This is a genomic window from Leptospira noguchii serovar Panama str. CZ214, from assembly GCF_000306255.2.
GTDB lineage: Bacteria > Spirochaetota > Leptospiria > Leptospirales > Leptospiraceae > Leptospira > Leptospira noguchii.
The window spans coordinates 77,263-101,377 of record NZ_AKWY02000033.1 but is presented as its reverse complement, the minus strand read 5'-3'; the positions used below and the strand labels follow the sequence as shown (position 1 = coordinate 101,377).

The following is a 24,115-nucleotide window of genomic DNA, read 5'->3' as shown; positions in this document are numbered from 1 at the left end:
TGATTGTCCCAAAATCTCAAGGAATTTTACGCGATAATTTCTTTAGAAATTTTTAATAAAATTTAGTAATTCCTACAAATTAGGTCGCATTTGACAATTTGCGAACTTTCAAGCGTCTAATGTTATTAAATTTTCGTAATAATTCCCACATTTTTGTAAAACTCAATCTCAAGGCCATTTGAAAAACTCAGAGTCTCTCTTCTATTGGCGCTCCAAGTAACTCAGCAAACACCTTCTCTATGGATCGGTGGAAACTCAGCGTCTCGCTTCTATTGACGCTCGACAGGTTTTGAGACAAGCTCTTTATACAATTCAGTAAAACTTTTTGATTCAAGAAACTAATACAGAAATTGAATTTAAAAAGTGTTTAAAAAACTATATCACACAAAGAGACTTGATCTGCGGAACTACCACAAAACTTAGAAATGATCGTTCCTATCATATAAATCGAAACTAAAGGCAAATACTATATTAGTTTTATATAATGCAGTTTATTAACTATAACTGAAAGCGTTGTCCGGCAGAGATAGATTCCGTTTAGTTTTTTTCTTCGAATTCACATTATTTAAATGTAAACTATTGGATTGAGTGCTTTTATATAGTTAAGTCACTCTTGCATTTCTCAAAAGTCGATCTAATAAAGAAGGAGAAAATCGGCTGATCCAATAAGCCAACATCTCTCTGAACTGAGACGGATATACATCTCTTTTTTTGGATTCAATCGCTTTCAAAATGATGGTAGCCACCTTTTCCGTCGCAAGCCCGTTCTTAATCCCTTCATCCATAATTCCGTAAGCGGAGCCGTCTCCAGACAAAGCTTTCAAAGAAATATCCGTTTTTACATAACCCGGAGAAACCGTCATAACGTGCATACCACTCTCGCAGGTTTCCAGTCGAATACTATCCATAAACGCCTGAACTGCGTGTTTGCTCGCCGCATAACCAGAACGATATTGAGTTGCAAACCTTCCTTGTAAAGAAGACACCGCAATAAAATGACCTTGATTTTGTCTCAACTCCGATTCTAAAAGTTTGAATAAATGAACCAAAGGATAGAAGTTTATGTTCATTAGATTTTCGTAAACTTTAATGTCAGTTTCTTTCGCAAGGCCGCGCATACTAATTCCAGCGCTATGAATCATTCCATCGATACGTCTGACTTTTTTTCTGAATTCCTCTGTGATCTTTTTGAGCTGAGAAAAGTCGGAAACGTCTCCGGGTAAAGAAATGATTTTATCCGGGAACTTGGCCTCGTTTTTTAATTCTTTTAACAATTCCTTTCTTCGAGCGATAGCCCCTACTATGGTACCGTTTCGATTGAGTTCTAAAACGAGAGCCCTGCCGATACCAGAACTAGCCCCTGTAACCAAAAAAGACTTTTCTAAAAAGAAAGAATGAATCATAAGACCGGACCGAAGATATTTGAAAGTCTCAAAAAAGCAAATGAAAATAAACGGAAAAATCCTTTAGGGAATTGAGTCTAGTTAAAAGATGATCCTGAAAGAAACGGAAAATGTTTTGTTGAAAAAGGTTTCTTTTAAATAAGAGGTTTGAATGAGTAAGTTGCAAGAACTTAAAGAAAGGATTCGTTTTCGAAATACCAACTTTCAAAGAAACTATGAAAGTAGATATTATTGGTTTCCGGAAGAATCTCCGCCGTTTTGTATCATAGAAGTAAATCAATACGATCCTTATCACGATATGACTTTATATCTGGAAGTAGACCTCACCACATTAAAAATCATAAAGTCCGGGGTAGAAGAAAAAAGGGTTCCTTATGAAACTTGTCCGGCTGCAATCAAAACATACGATTATTTAGTAGGAGAAGAAATGTCCTACGTAAAATTGATGAATCGTTTTCCAACGGACAAAACGTTAGGTTGTCTTCATATCAACGAACTGATTCAAAACGCAGCTATGAATTTTCATTCCGCATACGCATTTTATCTTAAAGAAAGAAATTTTCCGGCCCAACTAGACGAATACAAAATGTACGAAGGAAACCTCCCCGCCCGAGAAAGAAGAGAAATAGGAAGACACTGGTGGATGAAAGATAGAGGAGTCAAAAATTCCTGTTATTCTTTTTCCACACGTCACGAAAAACCGGAACTCAAAGATCAAGTGAAACATCTTGACAGTATTACTGCAATGATGGTAAAAGAATTTAAGAAATCGAAGAAAGAAAAACTTTAAGTTCACACTTAGGTAACACGTTAAAGATACGCCTAACGTTATTATCTTCGTAAAAAGGACATAAGGTTTCGTTTTTTCGAAAGTTAAAGTTTCTTACTTCTGTCAATTTTAATGCCCGCTTAGCTCAGGGGTAGAGCATTTCCCTCGTAATGAAAAGGTCGCCGGTTCAATTCCGGCAGCGGGCTAATCTTAAATCTCTTGCCCTATCTTAAACGGTATGAACTCTGTACTGAGTGCCTCATCTAATACTCATCCCAATTTGTCTTGTAGGTGGTTGGATACTCAAACGAGTAAAAATTTTTCCTGAAAATTCAGGAATTGTACTCGGAAACTTCGTAGTTTATGTTTCTCTACCATCTCTGATTCTAATTAGTAAGATAGAACTAGAAAACTCTCTGTTTTTTTTGGCATTTGTACCTTGGTTGATTTTCGGAGTATCAGTCGTATTCTTTTATACGATCGGAAAATTCTTTCGTTGGGATTGGGAAACAAAAATCGCAACTATACTTTGTTGTGGGTTGGGAAATACCTCTTTTTTAGGCTTACCCATTTTAAGAATGTTATACGGAGAGAAAGTCACTAACTCGGTGTTAATCGTAGATCAATTGGGAACCTTTCTTTGTCTAGCCATTCCAGGATTTATTCTTGCATTACATTTCCAAAAAGATCCCAAGATAAACGGAAATCGGATCACTTCCGTTTTAAAAAAGCTCTTTACTTTTCCACCTTTTCTTGCTTTACTTTTTTCGTTTTTTCTTAGATTTTTCCCCCTTTCAGAATTGTTTTATTTTGTACTTAAAATTTTGGGAGAAACCTTAGTGCCAATCGCATTGTTTACAGTAGGATTTCAAATGGAATTTCCGACTCTATATTCTAAACTTAAAAAATCGGAAAATTTTATACAACCTCTATCTATCGGACTTATTTATAAATTGCTAATTTCCCCTATTATGATATTTTTAATTTACATTTTTCTAAATATAAACCCAAGTTATTTAAAGGTAGCGATCTTAGAGGCGGGAATGGCCCCGATGATCACTGCGTCTATCGTTTCTATTCAAATGGGTTTTAGGCCTAATCTTTCCGCAACCTTTCCTGGGATAGGAATCTTATGTTCGATTCCAACCTTATTGTTATTTTATTTTATTCTGGAGAATTTTTTCTGACTGACTTTTCTGAATCACTGATCGATCTATTTTCCGCGGTCAAAACCGGAAAAACGAACGAAATTCAAAAACTTCTAAACTCCTTAAAAGGAGAAGAGACCCTTATCAATTGGCTGAAAGATTATAGAGACAGTTACGGTTCTGGAGTTTTATCTTGGGCCGTAAAAAATTCAGATCAAGAAACCATCGAACTTTTACTCGAAGCCGGAGCAGAACCAGATGAAATCAACGCAAGAGGAGAAACCCCACTTTTAAACTCTTTGGATCAAAATAACGAAAATTTGATCCGAATTTTTTTAGAAGCAGGCGCAGACACGGAAAAAAAAGATTTTGCCGGAAACACTCCTTTGACAAAAGCCGTAAGCACCGGAAACGTTTCAATCGTGGAAATGGTATTGGAAAACGAATATTCAACTCCGGATTTAGAAGAAAGAAACGGAGAAGGGTATACTCCGATTCTTCTGGCAGTAGATCTAGGTCATCTAGAAATTGTGGAATATCTTTTAGACCAAGGTGCAGATTTTTTAAAGAAAAATTCAGAAGGAAGAACCATTCTTCATCTTACAGCACTACATAATGATTTTGAAATATTAGATTTATTTTTAGAAAAAGAAGAAACAAAAATCATATTAGAAGATAAAGATGCGGATGGAAATACCGCCTTACTTCTTGCATCCTCTCATGATAGTGTGGAATGTTTAGAAAAACTGATTCAACTTGGAGCAGATCTTTTACAATTAAACGCATCTGGAAAAACTGGATTGGAAGAAGCGGAAAGACAAAAATATCATCACGTTACCAAAATTCTTAAAAAAGTTCTTACTGAAAAATTATTTTTTGCCACCAAACATGGAAAAGATGATCTTTGCAGAAATATTCTTCAAATTGGAATTTCACCAAACCCCATCGACCAAGAAGGAAATACACCGCTTCACGTCGCAGTCATTTATAATCAAATTTCTACTACTGAGTTATTGCTCCAATGGAACGCATCTCCATTCTTAAAAAACCTAAATGGAAAGTCTCCTCTAGACATTGCAAAAGAAGAAGAGAAAATAGAATTCGTTCAAATATTAGAACCTGAACCAGAAAAAGATTAAAAAATCTTTATATAATATGAGTTTGCGTAAGAAAATGAGAAAGAATTTATAAAAGTATGAACTTTTACAATTTTAGAATTTGTTCGTAAAATCGTGATTTGTGGAGTTCCTACAAATTAAGTCACGTTACAAATTTTTAAACATTTATTTTTCGCATGAGTTCCCACATTTTAGAAATCGATCAGTAAAGTTCAAATTCCAATTTTTTTCAGAAAAATGAATCTCAACCGAACCCACGTTGTTTAGAAGCCATCTCAAAAACATCTTAGAATAATCGAATCGGCATTTTAAACAAAACGTCTACTCAATAAATCGAGTAATTCTTCAGGATCTTCCGAAACGATCAGACTTTCTTTAGTTTCCGAATCTAAAAAACCGTCGTCTACCATTCTACTCAATTGTTTAAGTAAATATTCGAAATAACCGTTTACATTGAGTAAACCCAAAGGTTTTGAAATGAGTTTAAGTTGATTCCAAGTAGTAATTTCCACGAGCTCATCCAAGGTCCCAATCCCACCAGGCAACGCAATAAAACCCGAAGATCTTTCATACATCCTAAATTTTCTTTCGTGCATGGAAGAAACGATCATCAAATCTTTAACACGATCGTGTTTAACTTCTTTGATAGAAAGAAAATCCGGAATAATTCCGGACACACTCCCCCCTTTGTCCATTACCGCATCTGCAATCGTTCCCATGATGCCACACGAAGCCCCTCCAAAAACCAAATCTATATTTTTTTCAACGAGCAATCGACCTAAGTTCTGAGCCGCTTCCGTATAAACCGGATTGTTTCCAGAACGCGAACCACAAAAAACACAAACCGCCAATTTGGTTAAATCCATAATCTCTCTTTTTATTTACTTCTATTTAATAAGATCGGAATAAAATCATTTTATCGTTATTTACAACAAATATAATTTTGTAACTTTTTTCTTGTTTAGGACTTCGGAAAAAAAGTTGGAATTCTTTCGTCTTATATTTATCTCATATTCCTTAGAGCCTATGAAAAAAAGAATTCAAAGTTCAATCATATTCCTTTTTGTTACTTTTTTAGTCTTACTCCAAACGAACTTAATCGGACAAAAAAAATTGTCTGATTCAGATCCAGAAATTTTGGAAAATGAAGCCAACGAACTCGAAATCAAAGCCGGCAAGGCACAAGATCCGGTTACAAGAAAAAGGATGATTTTAGAGATTCAGAAAAAACGCAAAGAAGCTTCCGAACTCAGAGACAAACTTCACGAACAAGAACTTTCTAAAACACCGAAAGGAACAATCTTTGAAATCACGTTTTTATTCAACCAAACGAGTTGGATTCCAGAATCCTTAGCAAGAAAACAAAACGTTTTCGTTAACGAGACAAATACGTTTTTTTATACAAACGGAGTTTATCAAAATATAGATACGATTGCAAGAAACGGAAATTTCGACGCACACGTCATCAATAACACCGGAAGTTTTTATTCTAATCCGCAAGGAAATACAAAAACCGCTTATCCAATTCGATTTTTATTCTTAACAGAATCTAAAAAGTTTGGTGTAGAGGCGACGTTTCTGGATTTTAGAATTTATCCTTCTTATTCTTCTATCAATACCAATCCTACCTCCAACAATTTAAATCAAACCTATAGTTTTTACGGTCCCGAACTTAGAAGAACGGATATTCAACTCAATTTTCTTTACTTTTTTGAAACTGGGTCTGGAACTAAAATTGGACCTTCATTAGGAATTCGTAATTTAGACATTTATTCCAAAGAATACGGCAACCTACCAGGAGGGCTCGGCTTCGGAACTATGGAAGAAAAAGCGGGAGGTTTAGGTCCTCAAATTGGATTTAGAATTATCAAAAAACTGAATCACTACTTTCAATTTCATGCAAACGCAGACTATTTTAGAACATTAGGAAAATATCATCTAAAAACGAACGGGGCTACAATTTATAATGGAGCTCAAAATTTTTTAATCACAGAAACTTCTGGTTCAGCGGGTGAAAATTTAGTCAAAAGAGGAGGTTATCAAATTGATACCGGGCTTTCCTTTTTAAGAACGAGCTGGCTCAAATTTACGTTCGGTTTTCAATATACAGAAATGAGATCTTCCGTCACTGGATATAACTATAACATAAACCTGTTATTTCCCGATTTGGTTGGTTCTACCGCATTGAACACAGTTACCAAAACGGTAGACTTGATTTCCACAAGACCCGCCTTACAAAAAGAAGTGATCGATACTTACTACGGATTTTATTTTGGAGTTTCTTTTACCCTTTAAATAAGAATTTTTTAGATTTACTATTATTAAGTTTAAAGTTGTCCCAAAACCTAAACACCTATCTGCAGAGCGACCATAGGAGCGATGCATTGAGTTTCCCAGAGCGACCATAGAAGGATACATTGAGTTTAGAGAGGTGTTGCTGAGTTTTTGGTTGGATCTGAGTTTGTTGAGTTTCACAAAAATGCGGAATTAACGTGAGTTCGTGGAGAAAATGAGAAAGTATTTTCTAAAAATGTGAGTCCCCACATTTTAGAATTAGTTCGTAAAATCGCTATTTGCAGTAGTTCCTACAAATTAAGTCACATTACAAACTTTTATTTTTTATATGAGTTCCCACATTTTAGAATTGGTTCGTAAAATCGTGATTTGCAGTAGTTCCTACAAATTAAGTCGCATTACAAACTTTTATTTTTTTATATGAGTTCCCACAATTTTAGAATTGATTCGTAAATCGCGATTTGCAGTAGTTCCTACAAATTAAGTCGCATTACAAACTTTTATTTTTTTATATGAGTTCCCACAATTTTAGAATTGATTCGTAAATCGCGATTTGCAGTAGTTCCTACAAATTAAGTCGCATTACAAACTTTTATTTTTTTATATGAGTTCCCACATTTTAGGAAATACGAATTGTATAAGTTCTTACACGAAACAAGAGTCAAAACTCTTAAAAATAAACTTAGAAAATAACAATTAGATTTTATAAATAACGAGATTAAATTGAATCAATTACCCTCGACTAAACTATCTTAAGTCGAAGGTAATTTCGTTTAAAAAAATTATTTAATAGGAACGTTTGAAAGTTTCATCCAACCCATTTTTTCGATTAAAGCAAAACCACCAAAAAGAACGGTCGTATAAAATAAATCTCCCAAAAGAGAGTTTTGAAAAAACGGAATAGCCATGATAAAACACTGAACGAGCCCATTAAAATCGTAAGAATAATACCCCGCAAGCCACACGTAAAAGTTGGTAACTAAAAAGAAAAGAATCGATCCACCCAATGACCAAAACGCAATTTTAGAAACGGAAGAAGAAATTCTTAACTGCCATCCAGCCACAACCATCAGTAAAGAGATCCCATAAACAGGAAGCATTTGATCGTGAAACCCGATCAATAAATCACTGATCAAAAGAGCACAAATAGGAAGAAACAAAGACAACTTTTTAGAAACAAAATGAGCCCCTGCAAAAAGAGAAATCGCAAGAATCGGCGTAAAATTAGCCGGGTGGGGAAGATAACGACTTGCAACCGCAATCAAAATGAGTGAAAAAACGATAAAACTTTTGGAATGTATCATAAAGCGCCTGGAATGTATTATTATTTTGAACTATACTTCAATTTTACGGTTCCCGTCAATCCAATCCCTAATTGAAAAAGGGTGCACTCTCGCTTCGTAGATAAAAAATGGAACAAATTTCGACTATTTCTTTGTTCTTAAAGAGGATGGTATGCGAACAAAATCAACCCTAGAAGAAATCACTAAACTCCAAGAAGTGACCTCTATTCTCCGAGGTGAAAACGGGTGTCCTTGGGATAAAGAACAAGATCATCAAACTTTGGTTCCTTATCTGATCGAAGAATCCCAAGAAGTGATCGAAGCAATTCTAAAAAAAGACGATGACCTTCTCAAAGAGGAATTGGGAGATCTACTATTTCAAGTAGTGTTTCACGCAAGACTCGCGGAAGAAAGGCATTCATTCAATTTAGGAGACATAGCAAAAGGAATTTCCGATAAACTCATTTTTAGGCATCCTCACGTTTTCAAACCGGAAGAAATCACTCTTTCTACTTCTCAAGAAGTTTTAGAAAACTGGGAAAAAATTAAAGATAAAGAAAAAAAGAATTCATCTATTTTCTCGAACGTTCCCGAAAATTTCTCTTCTCTTTTAAAAGCAGAAAAATACCAAAAGAAAGCAGCAAAAGTAGGATTTGATTGGGAAAATATTTCAGATGTACAGAAAAAAGTTGGGGAAGAAATGGAAGAATTCCTTACAGAATTGAACCGTCCCAAAGACAATCAAATCCGTATCGAAGAAGAATTTGGAGATTTGTTATTTAGTTTAGTAAACTTTGGAAGACATCTTGGAATTTCTTCCGAGTCCGCACTTACAAAAGCAAATGTAAAATTTAAGAAAAGATTTCAATACATAGAAAAAGCCCTCCAAGAACGCGGTAAAAGTCTGAACACGTCCGACTTAAAAGAAATGGACCATCTTTGGAACGAAGCAAAAGAGTTGGAAAAATGAATGGGAACGATTCCTTCAAAAATAGAATCCAACAAACTGAATCTCTGATTTTTTTTCTTTCTAAAGATTTTTTTTTGAAGGTAGAATCTAATTTAGAGGAATGGCCCCGAGTGTATCAGTTGACACATCTTGAAAAAAGTTACAAAGCGATGTTTTCCATTTTCGGTTCCTTTACTTTAATTCCAAACGATCCAAGATTAACCTCTCCTATTTATTATTTAAGTTTAGATACGGATTCCAATCAACAACTCGTTTGGACAAAACCGGACGGAGAAATAATACAAGATCTAAAACAAATTTTCAAAGAACTAAAAAAACACATTCAAATTTTTGAAACTTCGATTTCAAATATAAACCTGAGAGAAAAACGAACTTGAAAGTACTCGTCTTAGATTCTGGTACAACCGTCAGAAAAATTATATCCTCTTTTTTTCCTACAGAGGATTGTCAAATTTTCGAAGCGGGTACAGCAAAAGAAGGATTAGATCTTACGTTTCGGGAAAATTTTGATCTAATTACAATCGGAATGATACTTCCGGACTCGGATGGATTTACGGTTTGTACAACCATTCGAAATGGTTTACGTGACGATAAACAAAATATATGCAAAAATTCTAAAATATTTCTAATAACCTCCGGAGACATAGAAACGAACCGAAAAAAATCAGTAGAATCCGGCTTTGACGGGATTTTTCCAAAACCTACTGGAATTGAAGAATTTAAAACAGTAATCGAAGAAATTATAAAACTAGCTTATCAACCTAGTTCGATCGAAACTAAAAAGGCCGGAAAAATTCTGATCATAGACGACTCGGAATTAAATTTGCTTCTTTTGGGAAAAATTTTAGAAAAAAACGGTTATTCTTTTCAAGCGTTTACAGAAGGAAAAAAAGCCTACGAATATCTTCAATCTTCAAACGAAGTCTCTTATATTTTAACGGACTGGATTATGCCGGACTTTTCAGGGGAGGAACTTGTAGAAGCGATCCGTAAACAGGAAAAATTCAACAACATTCCGATTGCGGTCATCACCGGTATTGAAGAAAAGGAAGATTTTAAAATCTCTATTCCTCAAAAAAACATTTACTTACTTCAAAAGCCGTATTTTGAAAGAAAAATTTTAGAATACATTCGAAAAGTTTAATTTACCGCAAAAAATTGAATTTCCCGAATCACGTCGGGATGACAGTCCGTTCTAAATTCTCCCGAAAAAGATTTTAAACCAGAAAACCATTGTCCGTTTTCATACTGCAAATCGTTCCAAAACAGAAACAAAGTAGTATCTCCAAATTGATTGTTAAATTGAATCTGTTGAATTTCTCCAGTCGGTGAAGGTTCTTTAAGAAAATTTTCTCCCGAAAAGGAAATCATTTGGATTTGATACGGTTCGGCTCGATAAGGAGTTCCTTCTTTTCGTTTATTAGAAGATTTTAATTTCCAACCTGTGATCTTAATTTTGGCGATCTCTTCAAGCTTTAAGGATTTTGAATATGTAATATTACTTTTTTTATGTCGAAACTTAAATTCAAGCGGAGGGTTTTTCCAAAAACCTTCTACCTCGCGCCCATCACAAAAAACGGCTTTGATTTTTTTTTCTCCTTTTTCATTCATTCCTGTTCCAGTCTGTTTTTCTGTTTCCCCTCTCGAATTGCGGGAATCTCCGACCGTAGGTTCCACGGGAGGTGTAGGTTCTTTAGGAGTTTTTTGTGAATAAACGGAGAAATTGAAAAACAGAAATACAAACGTAAAAAAACATTCCAAACTTAGAAATAGAATTCGGTTGGGAATTAAAGTTTTGTGTTTCAAGATTTTCATCGTTGCGGTTAAAATTCCGAATTACACGAGTTATATGAATTGATCTTAAATTCCCGACGACAGTCCCCCCCCCGCCGGGAATTTTTATTTCAAAACGATTAAAGTCTTTTTTGAATTGCTTCCATAAATTGAAAAGTGTCTAAAGCTTTTGCGTTTGAATCTGTGCAAAGAAGAGTTAAATCTTTAGTCATCTCTCCGCTTTCGATCGTATCAATCACCGCTTTTTCCAGCTTCTGCCCAAATGCGACCACGTCGGGAGTTCCGTCCAATTCTCCTCTTTTAATCAACGCACCCGTCCAAGCAAAAATAGAAGCGACTGAATTTGTAGAAGTAGTTTCACCCTGTTGGTATTTACGATAATGTCTGGTCACGGTTCCATGTGCCGCTTCGTATTCAAATTTTCCGTCGGGAGAAACGAGCACGGAAGTCATAAGTCCTAAAGATCCGAATCCGGAAGCGACCATATCGCTCATAACGTCTCCGTCGTAATTCATTAAGGCCCAAAGCATTCCACCTTCGTTTTTCATCAACTGAGCGACAGCGTCATCTATTAGATAATACGAATATTCAATTCCTGCTTTTTTGAGATCCGCAGCTTTAGCCTTTGCCAGTTCATCAAAGATAGCGCGAAATCTGGCGTGATATTTTTTGGAGATCGTATCCTTTGTAGCAAACCAAAGATCAATTTTTTCGGAAATCGCGTAGTTAAAACAGGCTTGAGCAAAACTTAAGATCGACTTATCTAAGTTATGCTGTCCCATAATTACACCAGCTCCTTCAAAGTCGTGAATCAAGGCTCTTTGTTTTTCTTTTCCATCTTTTCCGGTATAAACTAACTCCACCTTTCCCGCTTCGGGAATATAAAGTTCGGTATCCTTATAAAGGTCTCCATAAGCATGACGTCCGACCGTAATCGGTTTTTTCCAAGAACGAACCGCAGGTGGAATGTTTTTTACAATGATTGGTTTACGAAAAACGGTTCCATCTAAAATGGAACGAATGGTTCCGTTTGGAGATTTCCATTCTTGTTTGAGATTGTATTCCTTAACTCTGTCTTGATTGGGAGTGATCGTCGCACATTTTACGCCTACTCCGTATTTTTGAATCGCATGAGCGGAATCCACAGTTACTTTATCGTCCGTTTTGTCCCTGTATTCCACGCCTAAATCATAATAGTCCAGTTCTATATCGAGATACGGATGAATAAACCTATCCTTAATCTCCTTCCAGATGATCCTAGTCATCTCGTCCCCATCAAGCTCCACGAGCGGGGTTTTTACCTTGATCTTTGCCATTGAATTCTCCTTTAATATTTTACAATGATATAATAATAGAATATAATTCTGTTCTAAAGTTTCAAAGGTTATTGGGAAGGAAAATTCGGATTCTCCGTGATTTTCATAATTCCGTTTCTAAGCCAAGCTAGATTTTGCATTTCAAAATAATTAATCGCAACTGGAAGTGAAACAATCCCCATCACTGAGAAATAACGATATTTTAAAGAATCTTTTGTACTGAGTCCCTGAATCGTCTTTTCAAGTCGGATAAGAATTTTTTTCCAACGAATAAAAAGCGGTTTTAATTCCGGATTACAATCTTCGAAAAAAAGCTCATCTGCACTTTGAGTAATAATTTCTTTAATACCGATCGGTAAAGCTGGAGAACCTAGTTGATCCCGAAAACGAACAAGATCTTTTTCAATTTCCTCTTCGGATTGTCTTGCAATTGGAAGAATGGAACTGATTCCAACAGAAATCGGAAGTGAAACACGAAGAAAAAAATCTCCCGCAATCATACCCTGCAAAAAAGAACGAACCGACTCGCGGGGCGCGACCGAAAAATCAAGTTGTTTAGAACTAAAATTTTTGGTGGTTTGAATGATATATTGAGTGAGTTTAATTTTCTCAGTCCAAAATATAGCCAATAAATCGGATTCCATAGTTCTGAATGATACTATTTTGATTTTCGCTTTTTTAGCAAGATTTATTAAAAGGAAGTCTTTAGTACCCGATAACTAAAATTCCTTAAAGTATATCCAATCCACCTAACCAAACTACAATTTCCTTTTTTTTAAAACCCAAAACCTTTTTTAAAAAAAATTCCAAAAATCACGATTTTGTTCTGAACTTCAAAATTCAAATCTGGGCTTTTTCTTTTTTCATTTCGAAAAAAAAATCGGATTTATTTCTCTCTTCTTCTCCTTTTCGGAACCGTTTTCAAAGAGGAAAAAATGAAAAACACAATCGATCCAAATCGGGGCATATGGATGAAACTCATTTCAAAAAAAGATGACTTTATAAAAATAGTATCGACGTTAAACGAATTTTATATTCCAAAAGTTCATTTTTCAAAACTGGATAAAGGTCAACAAATTAGAGTTCGTTTGGTTCAAAAGAAGTCGAAAGATTTTGAAGTATTTCTCAAAAAAAGAAACGCTCATGAGTTCTTAATTTTTCTTAAAGTCGAAGACCAATTTGAATCTTGGATTCATCAAGACGGAATCGGAGAAGCCAAAGAACGTTTCTTGATGGAAGGAAAAACCGATCATCTTGTATTTGAGTTTCCTTGTATCGGAGATCTTTATGAAAAACACTGTTCTATTGCAAAAGAAAACGAAATGAAAACTATAAACACAAAAGATTCTGCTTGATCATTTTTTTTCCAAGTTAAGGATCATCGGAATGTTCAACCAAACCGGCTTGGAAAAAAATTCGACCCTGATCTTTCTTAAATTTCGAACCTTCTTATTTTTATTTTTTTTCGTTTCGTATTCTACTCTCAATGCAGAAGATTCCACGTCTCTAAAAAGTGCAACCCTCAAAGATTATACCTTTCAACCTTATACACAAGAAGGTTATTTTCAAGCTTGGAACTATTCCTATCGAGATGATAAGATTTTTATTTATGCAACTTTTCTAATAAGTAACTTAGGTCCCGGAACTAAAAACTGTGGAATCAGTTTAGTCATTCATACCTTGGGAGAAGGAACCAAATTTATTACGAAAGAATTTTCCGTTAAAGAATTAACCGCCGAAAAAGGTAAATTTGATATCAAAATTGAGAACAATCGTATGTCTCTAAATCCGGAAGGAATTGAAATTCAACAAGATACTGAGAATATTAAATTATTCTTATCTTTTAAATCTGATTTGAAACAAGGAGTTTCTCTTTCGGGTGGTAAACATACCGTCAAAGATCCTGGCGGGTTTGTTCAAGCAGATATGGCGTTTTCGTTTCAATCTGTATGGGGTTATTTGATCCTAGATGGTAAAAAGAAAGAGCTTCTCGGAACCGGCGGATTAGAACACCTTCTTACAAACTATGAGGTATATAAGTACAGCAAAAGATGGGAGTTATTTCGATCTATCAACTCAAAGGAGTTTCGTTTTTATACAGGTGGTTTTTTAGGAAATGATTCTTTTCCAGGTGGTTATTTTAGAACCGCGGCGCTTTTAAATCCAGAGGGCAAAACGATTCTTTCCGGAAAGGTTACAAAATTTGAAGTGTTGGAAACAGAAAAAGAGCCTTTTTCTGGTTATGATCTTCCAGTTAAGGAAAAATTTTATTTTGAAGATGGTTGTTCTGCGGAAATTGTCCGAAAACAATCGGTGGGTAGTATATACGTTCTTTCTAATATTTCTTCCGTTCTTCGCTTTTTTATTCGTTTATTTTTTGCCAAACCGTATCAAATTTATTTATTAGCAGATTTGAATATTCAGTGTCCCGGTAAAAATTTATCCCCTGATTCCCTCGAGACTTTTAGCGGGATTCTTTCGTATTATTTGATCAATCCGTAAAGAGCTGTCCCAAAACCCATAAAATTCTAAAAGAATAAAAGTTTTAAAGAGGTCTATTTTTTCGAGACGGCCCCTTAATTATTTTTGGTAAAAATAAATCATTTATAGTACCATTTTTATTTGTATTTACAGTAAGCTTTTATATCGAAAATAAAAATCTGTATTCAACTTTAAATTATAAAAACCATAAAAACATCAATGGGAACAATTACTAGAGTCGTTTAAAAATGAGTTCTCCATCTATTTCTGTTTTATGGAAACGATCAATTGAAGCAGTTTTATTGATCTTCACTATAAAATTTTTCAAAAACTCTACTCTATTTTTTTTGTGATCCAACAAATATTTTTTTCTATCAATGATCAAAGAAACCTTACGTTCTTTTTGAATTCCACTTTTTAGATTATCGTCAAAATGATAGCCTTCAGGTGGTTATAAAGTGTTCCAAATCCGGTAATTTTTCGATCGTAAGAATACCCTCTGCCTATGATAGTAAATTCTTAGAAAAAATTTGAATTAGTACTGATCTCTATAAAATTGAGTACCGTTAATTTTATCACAAAACACTGATTCCATGCAAAATATTAGGTACTTTATTATATAGTTATGAGTAATAAGGATAAAAATAATATTTTTTTCATTCAATATGATAGTTTTTGAAAATTCCATAATTCTAATTAATGTGAGTTCGGCATAAGGAATTTATTTTTCTGAAAAAAAGTAGGATCTGAGCTTTATTGACCGATTCCTAAAATGTGGGAACTCATATAAAAAGTGAATATTTAAAAATTCATAAATCATTCTGAATTAGACAAAATCTGTGGGAACTATCGCAAATCGCGATTTTATGAGCCAATTCTAAAATTGTAGAAACTTACATTTTTAGAAAATCCTTTCTCATTTTCTTACGCCGAACTCACGTTAATTAACCAAATTGATATTTGTTTAAACAGAATATAAACAAAGTTAAATCAAACTTTTTTTATTTACCGTAAATTAACGCGAAAGGGATCGATGAATGAACTAAAGCAAAACGCTCTCCTGAACTCAATGCATCGCTCCCTAAGGGTCGCTCTGCAGGGTCGCGTTTAAAACTCAGCAAAACGCTCTCCTAAGGGTCGCGTTTTAGGGTCGATAAATTGGAACTTAAAGCGATCAATCGTATAAAATTTCCTGCATGCAATTTATTGACCAGAGCGGAGAATCCGATTCGACCTGCCAGTAGTGGCTGGATTTGCTAAAATTCATTTACTCCGAACTCACGTAAACACACACTTATTCAAATGAATATTCAAAAAATATAAATCTAAAAGATAAATAAAAATAGCGGAACTTTTTATAGTCCCGCTATCTAAACTAATTTTAGGAATTTGATTTTGTAGTATTTTTACAAAATTAAATATTCTAAAATTATAATTTATACTTATTGTTCCACACAAACCAAACCTAAATTATACGGACCATAAGCTGTGCGAACGCTAGAACAAGAAGATGTAGTATTTCCCCCTGTAGAAGTACTAGTTTTAAGAGCTTCTGAATCCGTACTAGTCGAACTTCCAAACAGTCCATAAAGATTAATAACAGAACTATTCCAAGAGCTACAAGTAATCGGTACACCTCCGGATGTCCAAGTTGTCCAATCTGAATTTAAACCAGTCCACTGACCAGACTCCTTAACTTGGGTAAACGAATTTTCCAATCTTTTACCACTTTGAAAATCGATCATACCTGAATTATTTGTAAACATTACGTTCGCACCGTCTTCGGCTCTACGATACTGCTGGTTTGGTTGGAACACCCAGTTCACTTGTCCTACTGTAGAGTTAGGACCTACTGTAGTCGCTACTCTATTGACTCCATCCACTATCATCGCTTTGTAGATTCCTGTACTAGGAATATTCGAAGGAATATGACTCTGGCAAAACGCATCCGCTCCTGATATTCCTCCAAAGTTTCCATTGTGAACAACACCAGAAGACGATGTTGTAAAGATATACTTAGGAGGAGGAGGCTGTTCCACACAAACCAAACCTAAATTATACGGGCCATAGGCTGTGCGAACGCTAGAACAAGAAGATGTAGTATTTCCCCCTGTAGAATTACTAGTTTTAAGAGCTTCTGAATCTGTACTATTTGAACTTCCAAACAGCCCATAAAGATTAAGAGCAGAACTATTCCAAGAACTACAAGTAATCGGTACACCTCCGGATGTCCAAGTTGTCCAATCTGAATTTAAACCAGTCCACTGACCAGACTCCCCTTTGAGTGCAAACGAATTTTCCAATCTTGCACCATTTGAAAAATCAAACAAACCTGAAGCATTCGTAGTCATTATAATCGCACCATCATCAGCTCTACGATATTGCTGATTCGGTTGGAACACCCAGTTCACTTGTCCTTCAGTGGAATTAGGACCTACTGTAGTAGCCACTCTATTGACTCCATCCACTATCATCGCTTTGTAGATTCCTGTGCTAGGAACGCTCGAAGGAATGTTGTTCTGACAAAACGCATCCGCTCCTGATATTCCTCCAAAGTTTCCATTGTGAACAACACCAGAAGACGATGTTGTAAAGATATGGGGAACATATCCTTGTGGAAAAGCAGCCTGTGCACTTTGAAGTTGATTACTTCTTAATGTTCGATTCTTTGAACAATCCAATCCCACACATCCCTGTTCATTAGAGATAAGCGAAATCAATCCGCTTAAAACCGTATTATCACTGTTACCAGATGACTTATTTAAACACGCGGCAAATACCAGTGTAAAAGCTGATACAATCGCAAATTTATATTTAATCTTCATAATCTTTAATTTTCTCCTAAAATTACGAGAAACACTGAATCTAATGTATAAGCATCCATTGACTTAAAAAACATAAAAGATCCATATTTATCGTATCTTTTGAGTTTTTAACAAACTAGATTTTATTTTTTTCAAAAACTTAAAATATAATTATTATTTTACATATTTAATGCAGAATAATTTTTTTTGACTATAACTTTAGATTACGGTTAACGCAAATTCAAAACAAGAACCTGTTTTAAAAAATTAATTTTTTTGAAAAAACAAAATCGGAAAATAAGAAGTATTATTTTTAGTCCTTAAAAATTAAGGAATTAGGCAGAAGAGTTTATTTTTATGAAATTAGAAAATTTTAATATTTTAAAAAATCCTTCCAATTCATTTAACGCAAACTAACGTTTCTGTTTTGCTTATTACTGACTTCTATAAAATTAGCACCTAAATGTCTATCATAAAGTGTCGTTTCACGTAAATTCGATAGAATCCAATACGAAAGTAATTATTATGTTGCGACCCATCGTTGCATTGAGGTTTTTTATTCGCCCGGATTTTCTTTCTCTGAATTCACATGATTAAAGTATTAAATACATACTTTATTATGTAGTTCTGAGTAGTAATACTTTTAAGCATTACTTACTTTTTTGTAGAACTAAATATGTTTATGAATTATCGGAATGGAAAAATAGAATTTTATAAGGTATGCCACACAAATTTAAGATTTCAGTGTGAAATCTCAAATTTGTAAGAGTCCCTGCAAATAGACATCCGAATCTTTAAACATTCAATTTTTATAATACTACTTGAGACGTATAAATAGTATTAAAAAATGAATGATTGATTTCCAAAGATGCAAAAGTTCGCTAAATATTTCGCCTAACGTATATTTATTTTTTGAAGGAGTTCCCACATCATCCACTTTTAGATCAAACTCATCATAGTATTATTTATGCGCCCGAATAGTAAGTTCGTGTGAGTTCCTGATTTAGAATTATTATTACAAGGAAACTTTACGTTAAATAGATTTTTAATTTTTGTGATGACCGTAAAACAGTGATTTTAGCCTAGGGACACATTTTTTACGCAGCATTTTCTTCAAATTCTGCAGGACTCACAAAGTCTAAGTACGAATGAGATCTCTGCCTATTATAATAAACTTCTATATGATCAAAAAGTAATTCTTCCGCTTCTTGAATTCTATAAAAGTAATCATATTCCATTTCTCTTTTCAGAGAACCAAAGAAGGACTCGGCGACCGCGTTGTCCCAACAATTTCCCCTTCTACTATTGCTCCTGCGAATTTTGTTGACGAGCAAATATTTTCGAGTTTCGTTCGAACAATAATTGGATCCTCGGTCAGAATGAAAAATCAAACCCTTGGGAGGATTTCTCAATTCGATCGCTTTGGAAAGAGCATTGCAGACTAATTTGGAATCATTAGTATTCGAAATCGACCAACCTACTACTTTCCGAGAATAAAGGTCTAATATTACACAAAGATAAATCCAACCTAAGGAGGATCTCAAAAAAGTAATATCTGAAACCCAGATTCGATTCTTCTTATTCGCTTTGAAATTCCGCCTGACTAAGTCTGGAGCAACCTGATTCCCATGATTAGAATTTGTCGTGGCAATCCGAAAGCGCTTCTCTTGTTTTCCACGAATTTCACAAAGTTTCATCACTTTTCGAACCGTTCTTGCTCCGTAAATTGAATACACTTTTTTCACTTCCCGAAGCAACCGAACCAAACCGTAATTTTTGCGATTTGTTAACCACGTTTCCCTAATGAACTCTACAAGTTCGGGATTATATTTTTCTAATTCGTTTTTGCTTCGTTTCAGAAATTGATAGTATCCTGAACGAGATACTCCTAAGACGTTAGCCATGCTTCGAATCGGAAACTCAAATCGATGAGTTTCCATGAACATCAATCGGGATTTTGTTCTCTCGAAAGCATGGCTGCAAACTTTTTTAGGATAGCGTTCTCTTCCTTGAGTTTCTGATTTTCCTTCCGTAGTTTTTTCAGTTCTTCGATCTCTTTTAACTGCTTATCCGTTGGTGGATTTTGTTGTTCCGACTTCTTCAAGTTTTCTGTTCTCCATTGTCGTAACACAAAATAACTGATTCCCAAGGACTCGGCGACTTCTTTTATCGTAAACGATCCTGAAAGCGTTCGCTTTACTGCTTGTTCTTTAAACTCCGGAGAGTATTTTCCTTTTTTATTCATTTTCACCTTTACCTCATTTGCTGAGAAAAAGGTGTCCGTTTTTACGTAACTAGGTTATTTTATGTAAAAATTTGACTGGGGTAATTAGAATTTATCCCAAAATTTCCAAATGTGATAATTTTTGTAGGAGCTATTGCATTTTATTAAAAACTTCTAAAGAATGATCATACAAATTTTTTGAGGTTTTGAAACAGGCTTTTTAGTCTTTTTACAAACTATCTCAAAAATATTTTTGTATGGGGAAACTCAGCAAAACGCTCTCTCAAACTCAGCGTCTCGCTCCCTATGAGTCGCTCGACAGATCGCGTTCTAAATTGAAGTCTAGGCGATAAATCGTATAACGTTCTCTTGTATACAATTTATTGACCAGAGCGGAGAGCCCGGTCCGGCTGCTTATGGCAGCCGGATTCGCCCAGGTTTTCTTACGTCGAACTCACGTTATTTAGGATTACATAATAGAATACGCTAATCTTTATCGAAAAGCCTATTTGAATGCAAAATATTAGATATTCTATTATGTAGTTATCAGTAAAAAACTTTTCAATTAGGCAGACTTAAACCTTTTTCCCCTTCGAATTCCGATTAAAAGATTAAGGTAATAAATTCCTGTTAAAAAAAGCATCAACCAAGGAATCAGATTTCCATATTGAGTATAAAACGTAGGTGGAGAATCGATTACGTCTATCGTTTCAGAAAGCGCTTCCGCCGTCATCAATCCTGTTTTTTTATTTCCTACAATCCTTCCCAAATGATCTATGTTAGCGGAAATTCCAGAATTGGTAGAACGAACCATCCATCTTCTCAACTCGATGGAGCGTAATCTTCCAAGTTCCATATGTTGATCACTTTCCGTTGTTGTTCCATACCATTTATCATTGGTAAGATTGACTATAAATTCGGGATTTCCGGCGGTTCTAAATTCCCTAACGAATTCTGGTAGAATCACTTCATAACAAATCAAAGGAAGAAACTTTCCAGATTCTGAAACCTCAGTTTTTGCAGGCTCATAGTAAGAACGAACCGCTTCGTGAACTAAATTTTCAGTATCGCGCCAACCTAAATGTAAACCTTTAGGTGACTTGTTTTTATCTGTAGGAGTATAATAACGAATCAGGTTATGAGTCGGACCCGGTTCAAATCTTCCAGTTTGTTGACTGAGTTCATATAAAAAATCGAAAGGCATATATTCTCCGAACATCAAAAGAAATTTCTTTTGATAGGAATCTCTGCGATCTCCATTCGGATCATATAATACATTATTATTATAATATCTTAAATTACGGGGATTAGGGGCTCCTTTAAATCCTGCGTCTATTTCATTAAAGAACACGTTTGCCTTGTATCGATTGGCAAGTAAAAACATCAAAGAATCAAATCGATCCCAATACATTCTACGAACCTTCGTAGTTATTTCTGTTTTGTGAGCCGAAAAGAACGGAACCCCCGCTTCGGGTAATACGATAAGATCCGGTTTTTTTCCCATTCTTACTATACCGTCTTCGGTCAGCTTTTCAATCCGAGACATTAAAGCCTCTATAGATTCTTTAATTTCTCTTCCATCTCTAAAACTCAAAGGAGCGTCCGGCTGGACGATCAATACGTTTAAAGATTTAACCGGTTTTACACTTTCCCATTTTTTATAAAGAACAAACCCTGAAACGATAAACGTTAAAAGTAAAAGAGCGGGTAACGTAATAAAACGAATATATTGTTTTCGTTTTTCTTTAGAATGAAAAATTTCTTTCCAATGCCAAGGATTAGACTGAAAGAGAGTATAAGAAACTATAAAGACTAAAAAACTGATTCCATAAACTCCCGTAATTTCTGCATTCTGTGCAAGAAGTATATTTCCAGCGGCTAAGTTTCCCCAATACCAAGGAAACAATTGAGGACCAATCAACTCGGACAAAAGTCCACAAAAGCCCGCAACCCAAACAGAATGACGTCCTATCTTTCCCGAAAGAAAAGAAAAACTCATCATAAAAATCGGAAATTTTAAACCGAATAATAGACCTGCAAAAAGAAGAATGAGTATCGCAATCACATAAGGAAAATTTCCGAAAGTAATCGCCATATGAACGATCCAATGGAAAGAAATTGCATAAAAAATAACTCCTACAAGCAGTCCTTGAAAGAGTAATTTTTTATACTTTCCATGATATTTTAAACTCAACCAAAAAAATCCAAAAGGTGCGATCCATACAAAATGAGTTAGAGAAATAGGAGCGAAGGCTAAAAAAGAAAAAACTCCAGTCCAAAGATAACAGAATATGTTGAACCAAATTGTTTTTTGAAACTGTTGAAAACGATGGTGTAATGTGTCCATGAATAAAACGTTTATCTTGATTTTAGAACTATAAGTCAACAAGAACTATCATTCGAAAGCCAAACTGAACGATTCAAAATAACATTCTACTAACATTTCGATTTGCCAGAAAGAACCTATCCTACAGTTTATCACTATGAGATCTTCATATTTTAAGATCATTGGAAAGACCCCTCTTCATGGAACCGTGGTTCCACAAGGAAATAAAAACGAGGCCTTACCGTTACTTGGCGCAGTTTGTATGGTTCCAGGAACCGTTCGTATCAGTAACATTCCAGTAATCTCGGACGTACTTATGCTTATGGAAGTTCTTCGTCATCTTGGTATGGAAATTACCGAAGAAGAACCAGGAACTTATATTTTTAAACACGACGGGAATCTAAAAAATCAACTTCCCGAAGAGCTTTGTTCTCGCATTCGAGGTGCGGTCACTTTAGCAGGTCCAATTCTTGCGATGACCGGAAGAGTTTTTTTACCAAAACCTGGCGGAGACAAAATAGGAAGAAGAAGATTAGACACTCATCTTCTCGCATTACAAGCATTAGGTGCAAATATAGAAGTATTTCCAGACGGTTATGAAATCAAAGCGAATCAACTAAAAGGAACAGACATACTTATGGACGAGGCTTCCGTTACTGGAACAGAAAACGCGGTAATGGCTGCAGTTTTTGCAGAAGGAACTACGATCCTGCGTCACGCCGCAAGCGAACCTCATGTACAAAGACTTTGTCATTTTTTAAATTCTGCAGGGGCAAAAATTTCAGGAATCGGTTCTAACATTCTTACGATCGAAGGTGTAACTTCTTTAACCCCCCCTGCCAAAGAACATAAGATAGGATCGGATTATTTAGAAGTAGGTTCGTTTATTAGTTTGGCCGCAGTCACAGGTGGAGAAATTATGATTAGAGACGTAGAACTGGAAGACATCCGTATGATTCGAATGGTTTATTCTCGTCTTGGAATCGAAGTTCGTCCGCATGAAAACGGAATTTTGGTTCCTTCCGATCAGAAGATGGAAATCATTCCGGATTATCACGGAGCAACTCCTAAAATAGACGATTCTCCTTGGCCTGGTTTTCCTGCAGATATGACTTCGGTAGCGCTCGTCACTGCAACTCAGTGTAAAGGAACTGTTTTGATTCACGAAAAAATGTTCGAATCCAGACTCTTTTTTGTGGATAACATCATTGCAATGGGAGCACAGATCATTCTTTGTGATCCACATCGTGCAATCGTTATCGGCCATTCTAGACTTTACGGCCAAAAAGTAGCTAGTCCAGACATACGTGCTGGTATGGCAATGATCATTGCGGCTCTTTGTGCGGAAGGAACGAGTTACATTCATAACATAGGTCAAATTGATAGAGGTTTTGAAAACATAGATACCCGCTTACGTGCGTTAGGTGCAAGAATCGAAAGAGTAAACTCAGATTGAATCGAAAAGATTTTTTTAAAAAAGGACTGGCGAAAATGTTAGATTTCGCACAGGAAAATGCAACCGAACTCGTTTCCGGTTTTCAAGAAATCGTTTCCGAAGATTCTTCCTCTTCTTCCAAGTCTGCACAAAATAAACGAACTCAAGACGAATCGGAACAAACGAACCCTGCTTCTAAAAAAACAAAATCGAAAAAATCCTCGAAAGAAGTCGGATTCATTCTTCCTCAACAAATCAAACCCAATCGCAAAAGAAAAATCCGCAATGTTCAATCTCCCCCGGGAGCGTTAGACGAAACTGCATTTTTAAAAAAATGCACGGGCTGCGGCGATTGTATTTATGCGTGTCCTTACAGCGTTTTATTTCCGGTCTTCGACGAAACTTCGGAGAAACATATTCCGCGAATGGATGTCAATCTAAACTCTTGTATGCTTTGTAAGGATTGGCCTTGTGTCAATTCTTGCAAAACAGGCGCTCTTATTCCTTTGAAAAGTGCACCTAAGTTCGGCCAAGCAAAAGGGCTTTTCGAATATTGTATCAATTCTAAAACTGGAGAATCCACTTGTTCCAATTGTAGAGACAGTTGTCCCATAGAAGGAGTGGTCAGTTTTAAAGGGAACAAACCCTTTTTTTCTAAAAATTGCACCGGTTGTGGTCAGTGTGTTAGCGCCTGTCCCACTTTTCCTAGGGCAATTCGAATTGAATAAATAATACATAAGAATATTAAA

Annotated in this window: 20 protein-coding genes and 1 tRNA gene; 12 read left to right on the top strand and 9 right to left on the bottom strand. The window is 35.3% G+C overall.

The window, feature by feature from the left end:
- Positions 1–602: 602 nt before the first annotated feature.
- Positions 603–1,403, bottom strand: a complete 801-nt coding sequence (locus tag LEP1GSC059_RS17320) for an SDR family oxidoreductase (RefSeq protein WP_017213819.1) — start codon at positions 1,401–1,403, stop codon at positions 603–605.
- Positions 1,404–1,554: 151 nt separating this feature from the next.
- Here LEP1GSC059_RS17320 and LEP1GSC059_RS17315 point away from each other — a divergent pair, with 151 nt between their 5' ends.
- The 4 genes from LEP1GSC059_RS17315 to LEP1GSC059_RS17300 all read left to right on the top strand — a co-directional run bounded on the left by LEP1GSC059_RS17315 (position 1,555) and on the right by LEP1GSC059_RS17300 (position 4,459).
- On the top strand, positions 1,555–2,193 hold the full coding sequence (locus LEP1GSC059_RS17315; RefSeq protein ID WP_002176408.1) for a DUF2889 domain-containing protein: 639 nt from the start codon (positions 1,555–1,557) through the stop codon (positions 2,191–2,193).
- Between the two features lie 113 nt (positions 2,194–2,306).
- Positions 2,307–2,378: transfer RNA gene (locus LEP1GSC059_RS17310), tRNA-Thr, on the top strand.
- A gap of 48 nt (positions 2,379–2,426) precedes the next feature.
- Positions 2,427–3,359, top strand: coding sequence for an AEC family transporter (locus LEP1GSC059_RS17305; protein ID WP_017213816.1), 933 nt, complete (start codon positions 2,427–2,429; stop codon positions 3,357–3,359).
- Complete coding sequence (locus LEP1GSC059_RS17300; protein ID WP_017213815.1) at positions 3,305–4,459, top strand: ankyrin repeat domain-containing protein; 1,155 nt, start codon at positions 3,305–3,307, stop codon at positions 4,457–4,459. The genes LEP1GSC059_RS17305 and LEP1GSC059_RS17300 overlap by 55 nt, the downstream gene beginning before the upstream one ends.
- Before the next feature lie 287 nt (positions 4,460–4,746).
- Here LEP1GSC059_RS17300 and LEP1GSC059_RS17295 read toward each other — a convergent pair whose 3' ends face one another.
- Positions 4,747–5,304 (bottom strand): LOG family protein, encoded by a 558-nt coding sequence (locus LEP1GSC059_RS17295; protein ID WP_002176484.1) that lies wholly within the window; start codon positions 5,302–5,304, stop codon positions 4,747–4,749.
- A 160-nt stretch (positions 5,305–5,464) separates the two neighbouring features.
- Here LEP1GSC059_RS17295 and LEP1GSC059_RS17290 point away from each other — a divergent pair, with 160 nt between their 5' ends.
- Entirely contained in the window at positions 5,465–6,733 is a 1,269-nt protein-coding gene (locus LEP1GSC059_RS17290; protein WP_017213814.1) for an LA_2444/LA_4059 family outer membrane protein, read from the top strand.
- Between the two features lie 782 nt (positions 6,734–7,515).
- Here LEP1GSC059_RS17290 and LEP1GSC059_RS17285 read toward each other — a convergent pair.
- Entirely contained in the window at positions 7,516–8,037 is a 522-nt protein-coding gene (locus tag LEP1GSC059_RS17285) for a DUF6580 family putative transport protein (RefSeq protein WP_002176489.1), read from the bottom strand.
- A 151-nt stretch (positions 8,038–8,188) separates the two neighbouring features.
- Here LEP1GSC059_RS17285 and mazG point away from each other — a divergent pair, with 151 nt between their 5' ends.
- From mazG to LEP1GSC059_RS17270, 3 genes are read left to right on the top strand one after another with little or no spacing between them, the layout of a single operon-like run.
- Entirely contained in the window at positions 8,189–8,986 is a 798-nt protein-coding gene (mazG, locus tag LEP1GSC059_RS17280) for a nucleoside triphosphate pyrophosphohydrolase (protein ID WP_002176475.1), read from the top strand.
- A complete protein-coding gene (locus LEP1GSC059_RS17275) occupies positions 8,983–9,363 on the top strand; it encodes an LIC_13241 domain-containing protein (protein ID WP_020981125.1) in 381 nt (126 codons plus the stop codon). The genes mazG and LEP1GSC059_RS17275 overlap by 4 nt, the downstream gene beginning before the upstream one ends.
- Positions 9,360–10,130, top strand: coding sequence for a response regulator (locus tag LEP1GSC059_RS17270; RefSeq protein ID WP_002176412.1), 771 nt, complete (start codon positions 9,360–9,362; stop codon positions 10,128–10,130). Before LEP1GSC059_RS17275 ends, LEP1GSC059_RS17270 begins: the two co-directional genes overlap by 4 nt.
- Here the strand turns inward: LEP1GSC059_RS17270 and LEP1GSC059_RS17265 are convergent.
- From LEP1GSC059_RS17265 to LEP1GSC059_RS17255, 3 genes are all read right to left on the bottom strand, one after another.
- Positions 10,127–10,801, bottom strand: coding sequence for a hypothetical protein (locus tag LEP1GSC059_RS17265; RefSeq protein WP_017213811.1), 675 nt, complete (start codon positions 10,799–10,801; stop codon positions 10,127–10,129). The genes LEP1GSC059_RS17270 and LEP1GSC059_RS17265 overlap by 4 nt on opposite strands.
- Before the next feature lie 98 nt (positions 10,802–10,899).
- Positions 10,900–12,096, bottom strand: coding sequence for an NADP-dependent isocitrate dehydrogenase (locus LEP1GSC059_RS17260; RefSeq protein WP_002176467.1), 1,197 nt, complete (start codon positions 12,094–12,096; stop codon positions 10,900–10,902).
- Between the two features lie 68 nt (positions 12,097–12,164).
- Entirely contained in the window at positions 12,165–12,740 is a 576-nt protein-coding gene (locus LEP1GSC059_RS17255) for a hypothetical protein (RefSeq protein WP_002176479.1), read from the bottom strand.
- Positions 12,741–13,031: 291 nt separating this feature from the next.
- Between LEP1GSC059_RS17255 and LEP1GSC059_RS17250 the strand changes: the two genes are divergently transcribed.
- Entirely contained in the window at positions 13,032–13,451 is a 420-nt protein-coding gene (locus LEP1GSC059_RS17250; RefSeq protein WP_002176423.1) for an LIC_13246 family protein, read from the top strand.
- Between the two features lie 31 nt (positions 13,452–13,482).
- A complete protein-coding gene (locus LEP1GSC059_RS17245) occupies positions 13,483–14,598 on the top strand; it encodes a hypothetical protein (protein ID WP_017213810.1) in 1,116 nt (371 codons plus the stop codon).
- Between the two features lie 1,421 nt (positions 14,599–16,019).
- Here the strand turns inward: LEP1GSC059_RS17245 and lenF are convergent.
- The 3 genes from lenF to LEP1GSC059_RS17225 all read right to left on the bottom strand — a co-directional run bounded on the left by lenF (position 16,020) and on the right by LEP1GSC059_RS17225 (position 21,994).
- On the bottom strand, positions 16,020–17,402 hold the full coding sequence (lenF, locus tag LEP1GSC059_RS17240; RefSeq protein ID WP_017213808.1) for an endostatin-like outer membrane lipoprotein LenF: 1,383 nt from the start codon (positions 17,400–17,402) through the stop codon (positions 16,020–16,022).
- A gap of 1,076 nt (positions 17,403–18,478) precedes the next feature.
- Positions 18,479–19,626 (bottom strand): IS3 family transposase gene (locus tag LEP1GSC059_RS23280; RefSeq protein WP_155243465.1). Its coding sequence is split into 2 segments (ribosomal slippage): positions 18,479–19,374 and positions 19,374–19,626, totalling 1,149 coding nucleotides; the frame shifts between segments, so codons are not numbered across the junction.
- Positions 19,627–20,170: 544 nt separating this feature from the next.
- Complete coding sequence (locus LEP1GSC059_RS17225; RefSeq protein WP_036057888.1) at positions 20,171–21,994, bottom strand: apolipoprotein N-acyltransferase; 1,824 nt, start codon at positions 21,992–21,994, stop codon at positions 20,171–20,173.
- 94 nt (positions 21,995–22,088) lie between these two features.
- Here LEP1GSC059_RS17225 and murA point away from each other — a divergent pair, with 94 nt between their 5' ends.
- On the top strand, positions 22,089–23,387 hold the full coding sequence (gene murA, locus LEP1GSC059_RS17220; protein WP_017213806.1) for a UDP-N-acetylglucosamine 1-carboxyvinyltransferase: 1,299 nt from the start codon (positions 22,089–22,091) through the stop codon (positions 23,385–23,387).
- The gene (locus tag LEP1GSC059_RS17215; RefSeq protein ID WP_017213805.1) at positions 23,384–24,094 is read left to right on the top strand and encodes a 4Fe-4S dicluster domain-containing protein; all 711 of its coding nucleotides are present in this window, start codon (positions 23,384–23,386) and stop codon (positions 24,092–24,094) included. Before murA ends, LEP1GSC059_RS17215 begins: the two co-directional genes overlap by 4 nt.
- The last annotated feature ends 21 nt before the right edge of the window (positions 24,095–24,115 follow it).